The 12,995-nt window shown below is 33.6% G+C and carries 11 protein-coding genes; 3 read left to right on the forward strand and 8 right to left on the reverse strand.

What is annotated here, in order from left to right; translation table 11 throughout:
- Positions 1–10 precede the first annotated feature (10 nt).
- Positions 11–1,213: a sodium/glutamate symporter gene (gltS, locus tag CLOLE_RS20575; protein ID WP_013659054.1), complete on the forward strand. Its 1,203-nt coding sequence runs from the start codon at positions 11–13 to the stop codon at positions 1,211–1,213.
- A 46-nt stretch (positions 1,214–1,259) separates the two neighbouring features.
- On the opposite strand, the gene CLOLE_RS22235 is transcribed toward gltS, so the two are convergent.
- On the reverse strand, positions 1,260–2,450 hold the full coding sequence (locus CLOLE_RS22235; protein WP_162145097.1) for a sensor histidine kinase: 1,191 nt from the start codon (positions 2,448–2,450) through the stop codon (positions 1,260–1,262).
- A 565-nt stretch (positions 2,451–3,015) separates the two neighbouring features.
- Between CLOLE_RS22235 and CLOLE_RS20585 the strand changes: the two genes are divergently transcribed.
- The gene (locus tag CLOLE_RS20585; RefSeq protein ID WP_330369292.1) at positions 3,016–4,047 is read left to right on the forward strand and encodes a PQQ-dependent sugar dehydrogenase; all 1,032 of its coding nucleotides are present in this window, start codon (positions 3,016–3,018) and stop codon (positions 4,045–4,047) included.
- 207 nt (positions 4,048–4,254) lie between these two features.
- Here the strand turns inward: CLOLE_RS20585 and CLOLE_RS20590 are convergent, their stop codons facing one another.
- From CLOLE_RS20590 to CLOLE_RS23200, 4 genes are all read right to left on the reverse strand, one after another.
- Positions 4,255–5,169: a DUF2935 domain-containing protein gene (locus CLOLE_RS20590; protein WP_013659057.1), complete on the reverse strand. Its 915-nt coding sequence runs from the start codon at positions 5,167–5,169 to the stop codon at positions 4,255–4,257.
- A 148-nt stretch (positions 5,170–5,317) separates the two neighbouring features.
- Positions 5,318–5,647 carry a DUF1540 domain-containing protein gene (locus CLOLE_RS20595; RefSeq protein ID WP_013659058.1) on the reverse strand — a complete coding sequence of 110 codons (330 nt, stop codon included), beginning with the start codon at positions 5,645–5,647 and terminating at the stop codon, positions 5,318–5,320.
- A 162-nt stretch (positions 5,648–5,809) separates the two neighbouring features.
- Complete coding sequence (locus tag CLOLE_RS20600) at positions 5,810–6,880, reverse strand: hypothetical protein (protein ID WP_013659059.1); 1,071 nt, start codon at positions 6,878–6,880, stop codon at positions 5,810–5,812.
- 79 nt (positions 6,881–6,959) lie between these two features.
- Positions 6,960–7,106 (reverse strand): hypothetical protein, encoded by a 147-nt coding sequence (locus tag CLOLE_RS23200; protein ID WP_013659060.1) that lies wholly within the window; start codon positions 7,104–7,106, stop codon positions 6,960–6,962.
- A gap of 274 nt (positions 7,107–7,380) precedes the next feature.
- On the opposite strand from CLOLE_RS23200, the gene CLOLE_RS20605 reads away from it, so the two are divergent.
- Positions 7,381–8,139 (forward strand): IS30 family transposase, encoded by a 759-nt coding sequence (locus CLOLE_RS20605; protein WP_330369355.1) that lies wholly within the window; start codon positions 7,381–7,383, stop codon positions 8,137–8,139.
- 124 nt (positions 8,140–8,263) lie between these two features.
- On the opposite strand, the gene CLOLE_RS20610 is transcribed toward CLOLE_RS20605, so the two are convergent.
- The 3 genes from CLOLE_RS20610 to CLOLE_RS23530 all read right to left on the reverse strand — a co-directional run bounded on the left by CLOLE_RS20610 (position 8,264) and on the right by CLOLE_RS23530 (position 12,959).
- Complete coding sequence (locus CLOLE_RS20610; protein ID WP_013659061.1) at positions 8,264–8,728, reverse strand: hypothetical protein; 465 nt, start codon at positions 8,726–8,728, stop codon at positions 8,264–8,266.
- Between the two features lie 183 nt (positions 8,729–8,911).
- Complete coding sequence (locus CLOLE_RS20615; protein ID WP_013659062.1) at positions 8,912–9,631, reverse strand: hypothetical protein; 720 nt, start codon at positions 9,629–9,631, stop codon at positions 8,912–8,914.
- 214 nt (positions 9,632–9,845) lie between these two features.
- Positions 9,846–12,959 (reverse strand): stalk domain-containing protein, encoded by a 3,114-nt coding sequence (locus CLOLE_RS23530; protein ID WP_013659063.1) that lies wholly within the window; start codon positions 12,957–12,959, stop codon positions 9,846–9,848.
- Between the last annotated feature and the right edge of the window lie 36 nt (positions 12,960–12,995).

The raw sequence follows: 12,995 nt of genomic DNA on the forward strand, positions 1-12,995 counted from the left end.
TAGATAATGTATGACATTTAATTTAGATATCTATGAGACTATGGCCTTAGTTTCTCTTGTGTTTTACATGGGTAAGTATATGAGAACTAAATTTTCTATACTCTCTAAGTATTGCATTCCGCCATCAGTTGTAGGTGGCTTTATCTTCGCTCTATTAATACTTCTACTAAATGAAACTAATATTGCATCTATTAATTTAGATACAACACTTCAAAACATATTTATGACAGCCTTTTTTACTAGCATCGGGTTTACTGCCAGTATCAAAATACTAAAACAAGGTGGCATTAAAGTAGTTACTTTTCTCTCGCTCGCAGTGTTACTTGTTATCTTACAAAATACAGTTGGTGTAACATTAGCTTCATTATTTAGCTTATCCCCTTTAATGGGACTTTGCACTGCTTCTATTCCTATGGTAGGTGGACACGGTACTGCTGGCTCCTTTGGTCCCATCCTTGAAGATATGGGGATTACTGGTGCCACTACAGTTTCTGTCGCTTCCGCAACCTTTGGTCTCATTATGGGTAGTATCATTGGTGGTTTAGTTGCTAGAAACTTAATTCTTCGTTATAAACTGCACACAGTCCATGATGAGAATGATCTTACCCCACCAGAGGAAGTAGGCGATTACAATGAAGAAAATCATAATATCTTATCTTTCAAAAGATTAATGACAGGTGCATGCTTCTTGTTTATTGCAATGGGAGTCGGTTCTCTCGTTTCTAAGTTAATCCAAGCATCTGGCTTAACTTTTCCTTCTTATATTGGAGCTATGTTAGTTGCTGCCCTTATAAGAAATATATGTGATTTTAGAAAAGAGCCTATTGTGGAAAAGGAAATTGAGACACTAGGAGGATTAAGCTTATCCTTTTTCTTAACAATGGCATTAATGGGACTTAAACTTTGGCAACTATTCGATTTAGCACTGCCACTTTTCATTATGCTTATCGCCCAAGTTATTTTAGTAGGCTTATTTGCTTATATTATAACCTATAAAGTCATGGGGAAAAATTACGAGGCGGCTGTATTTGCTTCTGCAATCTGTGGTTTTGGAATGGGAGCTACTCCAAATGCTATTGCTAATATGGATGAGCTTACAAATAGATATGGTTTTGTTCCTACACCTTACTTTGTTGTTCCAATTGTAGGTTGTTTGTTTATTGACTTTGTTAACTCAGCTATTATAACAATATTTATCAACTTTATTCGTTAATCCTATATAAAGAAAGAACTATCACCACAAGGTGATAGTTCTTTCTTTATATAAATTCTATATTATACTCACTGTAACCCATATTGTTATATAATATAGGCTCCATATGATCTAATACAATACGTGGTAAGGAAAAAATCATTTTACACCCTTTTTTATATTCCTTGTCAATCCAGATTCTACCTTGTTGTAACTCTGCAAGAGATTTAACAAGTGCCAGACCAATACCACTACTGTTATATTTCTGATGAAGTTCACCTTTATTTTGTATAAAACGGCCAAAGATAGCTTCATGTAGTTCTTCTGGAATTCCCTCTCCTGTATCTTGCACCATAATACATATATCATTCGTATCATAACTTATATAAACTAAAACCTCTCCCCCCTCAGGAGTATATTTAATAGCATTAGAAAGTAGATTAAAAACAATCTTTTCAACCTTATCCATATCACAAGCTATAATAAGCTCTTCTATTTCTGTATCAAATATAACGTTAATTTGCTTTTGCATGGCAAAAGCGTTAATTGACATAACCATGTCTTCTATAAAAGGAATAATATTATAATTTTTCACTTCTAACTTCATATAGCCTGATTCAATCTTGTTCATATCAATGATATTATTAACTAATTTAATAAGACGATAGCAATTCTTTTGCATGCTTTTTAGATACTTATCGGATTCTGCTATTCCAGTAGAATCTTCCGACATACACTTTTCAAACAATTGAATATTGCTATAAATCACATTAATAGGCGTCTTTAATTCATGAGATAAATCAGCAAAAATACTACTTCGCAGTTCATTCTTTTCGTAGCTCTCTTGTAATTGCTTTTGTCCTAGGACAATTTCCCCCTTTAGTTCATCTACTCTCTGTGCATAATATGCTTTAGATTCTTGAATAGTAATACATACAAATATTGTAGAAGTAATAAAATTATGTATAATATAGGCCACATTATCCCAAAAGAAATAGGTTGGTCCTTTAGAATAAAATATTCCTGCAAATATCCACTGTATTATGGCTAAAATAATATTATTACATAGTAATAGCTTTGCTAATACACTCTTACTTCTAGAGTGAAAAAACATAATAGCAACGATTAGTGATACTAGTACTAGAATAATTTTATGTAAAAACACACTAATTCCTATACAAAATGGATAACAAAAAAAGTCTACTATTAAAAAACCTAAAATCACCAAAAAGTAAGAAGGTTTTAATTTAACCTTCATAAGCACTAATATTGCGCTAGTACTTAAAAGTATGCCACAACAAAAAACAACTGAAGTTATTCCTTTTAAAATCCAATGTTCATTTGCTGCCTTGTAAAGAACAAGTAGCAAAATACTTAATACAACACAAATATTACTGGCACATATACAACTTAAATACCTCTCATTATAATACAAATTAAAAATGACAAAAAACAAACATATTAAACAGGAAAAGATCATAATAATCAGAAAATAAACCGAGTTAAACATATTTTCACCATCAAATCCCTTTTATTGCCATATTTATTCGGCTATCTTATTATATCACATCTAATTATACAGAAAAATCATATTTTTTCACATTTTTACATTTATAAAATTTATATTTTATATTTATTATTTTTATAGCTATTGAGTGTACTTTTTATTTTTCTCACTGATCTAAATGCACCATTTTTTTGATAACCCAATAATATAATAATGACACATTAATCATAAGGATATTAAAATGGAGAAATTAATATTAAACTTTTTATGTGCTATACTTGTTTTAAGGTCTAATCCTCTCCACATCGCCTCAAGATTGGTCCGTTCAAGACAACTTCCTTACAATGTTGAAGTTATTGCGGAAAATTTATATGTTCCTTGGGCTATAGATATCAGTAGTGACGGCAAATTATATTTTACGGAACGCTCTGGTTCCATTAGAGTTATTCAAGATGGCATACTTCTTCCAGATCCACTTATTACATTTACATCTCCTTTTATTAGTCAAGATGAGGGAGGCTTAATGGGACTTGTTCTGGATCCTAACTTTTCACAAAATCACTATATTTATATTATGCATACCTACACTGAAGATGGGCAAATCTATAACCGTGTTATTAGATTAATAGAAAACAATAATCGTGCATCTATTGACCGCATTCTGATAGATAAAATTCCAGGTGGGCGGTTTCATAATGGTGGAAGACTAAAGATAGGACCTGACCAAATGTTATATATCTCAACAGGAGATGCAACCAACCCCCTTTTAGCACAAGACCTCACAAGCACAGCTGGAAAAATCCTCCGTCTAACATTAGATGGTAATATTCCTACTGATAATCCAATCCCTAATTCTCCTATATATAGCTTTGGCCATCGAAATCCACAAGGGCTAGCATGGAGCTTGCAAAATATTTTATATGCATCGGAACATGGTCAATCTGCCCATGACGAAATTAATATCATCTATCCTGGGGCAAACTATGGTTGGCCACTTGTTCAAGGAGATGAAGATTTGCCAGGTATGATGTTACAACGACCCCTTATAAACAGCGGTGATGAGACATGGGCGCCTTCTGGTATTACTTTTGTGAATCAAGGGCCATTGCAAGGCAAGCTGCTTGTTGCCACTTTATACGGAAAGAGGCTACTTGTTATTTCTTTAAATGAATCAGGAACTCTGGTAGAGAACATTGAATCATGGTTTCCAAATGAATACGGGCGTTTACGTGAAGTTATTCAAGGCCCAGATGGTTCAATCTATCTTAGTACTAGTAATAGGGATGGTCGAGGAGATGCTAATATCTCTGACGATAAAATTATTCGTCTTGTCCCAAACCACTTGTAGCTTGCGTCTTTAGATCCTAACTATACCTATTTTTGCTCTTATAAGGCCTCTCTCATAAGTCATACCTCCATCTTGCAACTATAATACTCTCAATCAAAAAACGATATTAACCTAATAATTACAAGGTTAATATCGTTTCCTTAGTTTCTATCATTCTTCTAATAAGTTATTTTAATATAGCTATAACATAGCTACTCAGTTCTATCATTATATCCCTTCATAAGTCTCTAATAATCTAATATAATGATTGGCTTCTCTTAGTACATGATCAGCCAGAAGCGGAAGTATTATAGATCTTATTTTACAACTAGCAATCCCTTCTGTTCCCGCTTGTTTAAAATTCTTCAATTGAACAGTTTGATTTAAAGTTTCATTAGTAACACTATTTATTGTTACATTTGTCATGGTTTGTGCCTCTTGAATTAAATTCTTAAATTCATTAGCAAATTCATTTGAGGTGGTAATTAATTCATCTTCAGAAGGGTCAAGTAATCCTCTTATAAACAATGCATGCTCCATCATAATTTGATCCCAAAACAACTCTGTTTCTCTAGCATCTTTAGAATCAATATCCACCCTATTTTCTAAGTCGCTTACTAATGACAAATATAGCCTTGCCTCGCGCAGTATATGTTCGATTAGTAATGGATAATTAGCTGTAAATAAATCACAAGATAAAACACCGTTTAATAGTCTCTGCTTAAAATTAATCAGCCCATTAAGAAGATTCCTTGCATTAGCGTTAAGTTGCCTTACACGATTTACTGTATTAGGTCCAATCTGGGGATTATTTCCACTATATAGTTGTGATTCCTGCATCGTTATATTTTGATCTATCTTTATCCCTGTGAAATTTTGAGTCTTTCTTTCTGTTCCTAATGTATAGTCAGTTACCACCTCGCCAGAATTTAAAACGCTTGGTCTTACTACGCCGTTACTAAGACTCACCACCTGTGACAAAAGCCTTTCAAATTCTCTCTTATAATGCTCTGCCTCACTAGCAAGTTTTGAGTCTTTAGGCATAAACCCTGCTTCTAAAAAAAGTGCATGTTCCTTCATAATTCTTGAGAAAAATAAATGTAATTCAAGTGATAGAATCACATATCTTTGATCGCTTATCATATTCCCTCCAAAAAATCATTTTACTGTATTGTATGCATCTGGAAATTTCTGAGTGAATCATTTTGCAAATTATCCTTTAATCTATTATGTAAAAGAAAAATATAGGAGCCATTGCTTAATGCAACAGCTCCCTTTATCTAACTACATTTTATTCCGACCTACGCTCAAAGCTTAAACAGTCTGTATCCCTATAAGTTTCTGCTTCTCCTAGATTGCTTACCTCAATACCATCTGCTAGAGAACAGTGACTTCTGACATGATAGATACATGTTTCTACTTCACAAAGTACTGCTTCTGTCTCTCCTGTTTTAACCTTATCATCTACGGCATTACTAACTTTCTCTTTATTGATATAGGTACTACAACTTGTTTCCTCAGTAATATTTGCCTTAGCCCCTACAATATTCAGAATACTGGCGCTACATATGTTTCCTTGATTATAAGAACAAGAAACTACGCTACAACTTATCTTTGGCATCAAACCATCCTCCTCATATTATGCTACTTAAAATACGTACAAATTTATTATGAGTTAAATGATTACAAATTATGTAATTTCCAGTGTATAATCTCTACATTTTTTAAATTCTATTCATTTATTAAGATTACTTACTCATCCTTTTACTGCAAAACAAGTCTTCTAAGATAGACTATGGCGCTTCCATAGTACTACGGAACAAATACCTGTAAAAATAATAGCTGTTATTATGCCAAATAGATACACCTCCCCTGATATAATTATTGTTTCATATATAGGGAAACATACGAGGTAGCTAGAAATCCAGTAAGTGTTCTCCTTAACATCAACCTTTTCAAACTGCCTTTGTATTACCTTAAATAAACTATTCTTATTATCTAGTTTAGATTCTCCTCCCTGTATTACATCCTCTATATTAGGAATTAATGCTTTATTATAATCCTCCCATTTCCAATCTCCCTCATGGTTGTTATAGTAGTAAGAAGTAGCTTCTTGCCTGGAAAAGAAATGATCTGACTCCCCAGTAAAAGGAATCATCTTGGTTGTATCTATTGGATTATCAAAGGTATGGGTATTAACTAGTTTCTTACTTTTCAATTTTCTCGAGTCATCCTTTTCAAAGGTCAGCTCATATTGTTGTAATTTTTGAGGTATAATTTCACCGTCACTATAATAGCCTTCCACTCTGAATGTTCCTTTGCCATAGCGCTCATCCTTTAATATTGATTTAATCTGTCCTTGCGTCAAGTAACGCTCCATATATAATGTTCCGTAAATCTCAAAATCTTCTTTTTTATATTGACTCAGTAAATCTTGGTTCACTTCTAAGCTATTGTTTTCCTTAAAGATCAAGCAGTTACCAGTCTTTGCAATCCACTTTTTAGTATTTTCATCATAAACTGCCAATTGTGCATCATCGTTCAAATGCTCTCCCTGATTAATAAATAAATAGTAATATGCAGCCATTCTATTTATCCTTCCATCACGCCACATTTCAATTTTTCTCTTGCTTAAATTTCCTCCATCAGGAATTTTTATCTCCTCATTATATACTATACAACTTTCCATTATATTCACGGCCTGAGCTAATATTTTTTCAACTTCTCCTTGGTAATATCGTGCCAAAATACAGGTATAAATGCTCATTACCACTAAATATACAGTTAAAAATATACTTAATGACCTAGTCAAAAAGTATCTATAGCTAGATTGATTTTTTATTCTTCTTCTCATATACTTTCTCCCTCTTTAAAATAGGTTGCACTCCCATTATATTTTCGCAAACTTTATCTTGTTTCTTATATCTGATTTACTAAAATGCTTTTGGTATTATATTGTTCTGTACCCAAATATAAATAAAAATGCTCACTACTATTAAATATAAAATTACAAAGACACTTAAAGTCTTAACCCAGGAATGTCTCTTTCTAGATTGATTTCTAACCTTTCTTTTCTCCATATACCTTCCCCCCTTTTAAAATAATTTTTAATTATTTAAATTTTATCATAATTCAATCCCTTTATGTATATTAGATTTGCTAAATTAAAAAGTCCTACACCTTATTTAGGCATAGGACTTATTTTTGTGTCAAAAGTATGTAATTTAACATTTATAAAGTTTTATACTCATTGGATTTACATGGTTTAGCTCTTACTTATGGTATGGCTCTCCTCACCTAAAGAAGAGGAGATTTTTATATGCTTTTTATTTGGCTTAATTGTAAAATGATTTCATATCCTACGTTTGTACCACAATGAAATCGAGAAACTGGTCTGTCGATGCTTGTATCGGCGAGGCTATCGTTAATCAGCTTTTCAATCCATCTCAAATGGTTTGCACTAAAACACTTTATAACTATATTGATTTAGGTCTACTAGAAATACGAAATGTCGATCTTCCGATGAAGCTTAGAAGAAATACCAAGCCTCAACGCAACCGTATAAACAGACATATTCTAGGCACAAGTATCGAGGAACGACCAGCTAGTATTGATTCTAGGGAAGAATTTAGCCACTGGGAGATAGATACTGTCATTGGTACAAAAGATAAGAATGATAGTATTCTTCTCACTTTAGCTGAATGCAAAACTAGACATTATATTGTTCGTAAAATTACATCTAAGACTTCTCATGCTGTTTTAACAGAACTAGCCAATCTAAAAACTTACTTTGAAGAACAATTTAACCACGTCTTCAAAAGTATTACCAGTGATAATGGTCAAGAGTTTGCAGAACTCTCCAAAGTAGAACAGGAATCTGCTGTAAAGGTCTACTTTACATATCCATATGCCTCATGTGAACGTGGAACCAATGAAAGGCACAATGGCTTATTAAGACGATTCATCCCAAAAGGTGCAGCTATAAATGGTTATAGCACCGATGAGATTGCTTTTATTAAAGAATGGTGTAATACGCTTCCTAGAAAGCTGCTTAATTATCGTACACCTGAGGAACTATTTGAGGATGAATTGGATGCTATATATGTAGTATAAATTTTGTGGTGAAATAAAAAACACAGTTAGTTCAACTTATTATTGCAATTTGGGCCTTTTATTTAGAAATAAAAAAGAGGAGATTAATGTTCTCCTCTTCCTCTCATTATATGAAATCCTTATTTTATGCTAAAACCTCTGCCTCTATAAGTTTCCATATATAATGACTACTTTCTTCGTTTAAATCATGAAAAAAGGCTGTACTCCTACATTTTTTATACTCCACACCATCCATTGTAAATGTATAGCCTGCTGGACATGTAGGTGAACAATTTCCTCCCGTCAGCTTCTTACACTCTCCTGCCTTAACGATCTCTTTTTTCATTTTATCTGGAAATTCATTTAAAAGAACATCATAGCTTGCTACATTCGCTGCATATATTCTCATTTTCACACCAGTCTTCCTAAATACATAGTTTAATAGTGTTTTTCCTGTCTTTGCCGAAAGATAAGAAGTCACAAAACCACTTTTAGCCGTTTTTATTTCTCTCTTGCACCCCTTTTTTATTAGTGATTCATCTAGCTCTAGTACAAATCCATGAAGTGAAACGGGTATATCGTTAAGAAATGATGTAAACTTTTCATCCATCGTTTTTTCCTCCCAGTACAGCTGGCAGACCTTTTTATGCTCCCATGTATTCTCTTTTGATAAATTAATAATACATCTTTTTTCTATATTTATCCTCTCATTTTTTGCACCAAAAAGAGAAGTCTTTCTCGTCTTCTAAAGTTCTCTTATACTTTGTGGAAAATGAAATACACTAATATTACTTTAAAGTGATTCTAGAATAGGCAGATTATTAATGCATGGTGGTAAATGCATCATATGATGATCTGTCATAGGCGTTAAAATCATACCACCTCTCGTCAACCTTCCCCAGTATACTAATAGCCATACAGAACGAAAATCTGTCGTCACACCACCTTCTTCTAGAATTCTCATTACCCAGCTTTCAGGGACCATAGACTGTATTTGTTCTAAAGTAAGGCTTGCTAATATTTTACGTGTATTTTTTCCTACTGTGATCATATAATCACGAAGTGCCTCAGCATTAATCCCTTTTCCAAATGCTACTGCTTCATCCAATTCCAATGCATTGCCTGTATCCGTAATAGATGCACCTATCTTCTTCTGCCACTCTTCATCAAAAATCTGAGGTTGATCCATCATTAGTATATTACTTACTAAATCTTCAATACGATATGTATGCCACAGCTGCCAGCACATAGGGACTGTTTTAGTTCCTGCATAACGTAAGTCTACATCCCAATCCTCTCTAGGTACTATGTCATTTTGATGCCCTGCTAGCATATAGTCTAAAACATAATCCGCAATCGTTTTCTCCGTTCTTCCTGAAACCTCTGCTGGATGTACCATGCCATGGACCTCTAATGTTAGCTCCCTTATTTTTTCAATGTCCGTTCCATTCAATACTTCTTTTAATTCGTCATACTTGTCTCTGATAGGTGCATATAATTCCTCTTTTTTCACAATAAATACCTCCTTTAAATCTACTTATTCATTTTGTTTTTAGTATAGCACCACTATATGACAACTAGCTGTCGCAATAAAGAAATTTATCATATTTTTATTTTTTCTATAACTGTTGGATGAAAAAACTATCTCCTATTGATGTTCATTAAATAACCCCTAGAGTATACTCTTATTATTTAGTATATTCTAGGGGCTAAACTATTCTTATTTATTATTTTACAATCTCAATAGACTTGCTTGATGGAATCCAAAGGACATGTGCACCTAAATTCTCTGAAATATAGCGAAGTGGTACAAGGATTCTACCATTCTGGTTCACGCTACCTTCTTTTTCACCTACTATTATGGTCTTACCATCTAAAACAACAATAGCTGATTTAGTATTACTGTCCCATTTTACTTCTGCCCCTAAGTTCTCTGCTATAAAGCGTAGCGGAACAACTGTTGTGCTATCAATGATCTGTGGTGCCACATCATTAACTTTCTTTATATCATTAACTGTTGTTTCAAAATTTTCAATCTGTAAATTTACTTTTACTTGGTCACTAGCAAGCATTACGCCGTAGTTACCTGTTTCTGCAACTTGTGATGTAAAGGTCTCTGTAGCTTGATCAAACTTACCGCCTAATTTTACTATCTTTACACTACCATCTGCATTTTCTACATATTTGACAAGTGTTAACTTTGATGGTTCTTTCACTTCTATTCCTTTAAGGTCAAATTTAAGTATTAATGGCTCTGTAAAATCTGTTACTTTTTGCCCTGCCTTACTATCAGATGTTGTTGTCATATTTAATGACACCCATACTTTTTCATTCTCTATTGGTGCAAGGTTACTTTCTTTAGATAATTTTTTCTCAATATCTCCTGATCTTGCGATTGGTGCAAATTCTATATCTACATTTATCTTATCATTTAAACCATCTTTACCAATGATCTGATTAAGTGCTTCTTGGCTGATCACTATATCTACTTTATCTCTAGAAACGACTAGTGGCTCTTTTTTACTATTTACACTAGCGACTCTTGTGTCATCCAATTTTGCTTTGTTATTACTATCAACAAACACAACATTTGATGGTGGATTAGCTGGCGAAAGCGTTGGTTTTTCCTCTTTACTTGGTGTACTGCTACTACTTGTTGAACTTGATGATGTGTTTGAACTTGATGGTGAACTTGGCTTCACACTTTTTATGAAATCTTTAGAAGCAATGTCACTATTCATCATACCACCTTTGACGGCAATAGCCTTTACTGTTGCAGAGCTATTGATTGCAAAAGGAGCAGAATATACTGTACTTCCTGTTGTAGGTTCTGTGCCATCTGTTGTATAGTAAACGATTGCATCTTTAGTGTCACATACAATAGTAACAGTCTGTGAACTAGAGAATGTACCACCACTAGGTGAAATAGTAGGCATTTTTACTTTCTCTAAGTCCTTCCAAACAGCTTTAATAGTTGTAGGAGCAGTAACTATGTAATCAGCACCTGCTGCATATTCTGTGCCGCCAATATTCCAAGCTTTAAATGCTTTGTTTGCAGGTGCAGTGAATGCACAGGCTGGAAGTTCATAGTGCTGTCCATCTATTACTGATTCACCTGACATCTCTCCTGTCCCTCCGTTTCCATCAAAGGAAACAAGATATGTTACGGGTGCAATTTCAAAACTCTTTGTCATCGTACCACTATATTTATTTATAAAGGTTACTGTTGCAGTTGCTGTACCTACATTAATATTATCACTATAATTTACAGTATAATCAGTATCTTTGACTAGTGTTATGTCACCATCTTTTATGACTAGTGATGGCGTAATAGCAATGCCTGTATGCGTTTGTGGAGGGATTGCTTCGATCGTCACGCCGTTTGGAGCATCATTGGAAACTGCTTTTGCAGCTAAAGTTTTAAAAGTTTCTGATTCAACTTGATCGCTTTCAAAACCATCTTCGTCAGCCTTGTGCCTTACATAGATTTTATACTCTGTAGCTGATGTCAATCCTTCAAATGTAGAGGAAGTTCCCCAACTTAAATCACTGTTATCACTTGTTTTTCTAATAGAAAATTCACAGTCTGCAAAATCATTTGTGTTTGTAACACTTGCAGTTGTTGTCTTAGCTTTTGTCATCGGCTTATTTGGTTTATTATGTTTAAGAGAAACGAAATCTGAATTAACATATATGTCTACATTATCAGAATTTAAGCGGATCTGAGGATGAAATTGACTTAATCCTTCATAAATAAATTCACCATTTTCATCTGATTTTACGGTATTAGTATAATAGTCTTCATTAAAATCATACTTTGGATAGGCATAAGTTCTATTAGGTAAAAGATTAGTTACTTTTTTGTTTGTTAAATCAAGCTTATAAGAAGGTTTTTGCTCCTTATACATAGCCATTAGTTCACATGCAGTATTAACATTTGGTCTATCACCTGTTCCATTAGCAAAATATGCATATTCACTACTATTAGGATGCTTCCAACCATAAAAATCTTTGCCCACAAGCGAAACTGTCGGGAGCTTTGTACTATCAATGCTAGCCTTTGGTGTTGCATACATTTTTGTTTCAGACAAATCAGGTTCACCAGTGTTTTGATTAAACGTTACTTCTACAGTCGGAACAAGAGTGAGTTTAAAGTTATACGAATTTACACCTTTGGCTGTAAGGTCAACAGTATAATAAAGCTTTGTTAAATCAGGTACTTTGTAGACATTATCCTCTAATTTTTTATCAAACTTTTCTTCATCTACGACTACATCTTTATCTACATCATCACGGAGTTCTGATGCAGATGGAAGTGTAAAAGAAGATGCCTCATTATATTCCGTCAGACCGGTGTTTCCTACATAAATGTTTACTTGGATGGCTGCATCTGTAGTAGTAGAAAGTGTAGTACCCTCAGGCAAAATCATATGGGTTCCTCCAGGTATATTTTCAAGAGGAGCAGCTGGGTATGCTTTAAAACAATAGGTACTAGGATTCTGTGTAGACCCATTGAAACCTCCTAACTCTTTATCAAATGATATATGCCATGCATACGCCTTTACTGCAATATCATCTGGACCAATTACAGATTCAGAATATGAGTTATCCTCAAACAAAACAGTATTAGAATCAGCAGATTCATAATAAGTAATGCGCATACCACCCCAATAAGTCCAGGGTAATGATACCTTAGTTCCGGAAAGAATTACTTGATCAGTATTTGTAGTGATCTCAATTTTTTCAGATGCATAAATAACTGAAAAGTCTGCTAATCCTATGGTTGTAAAAATAAGTACAAATGTAAGCAGCCATGAGACTTGTTTTGAAAAATGCTTCATTTTTCTCCCTCCTATTAAATTGATATATACTTAATT

Source organism: Cellulosilyticum lentocellum DSM 5427, assembly GCF_000178835.2.
GTDB classification, from domain to species: Bacteria; Bacillota; Clostridia; order Lachnospirales; family Cellulosilyticaceae; genus Cellulosilyticum; species Cellulosilyticum lentocellum.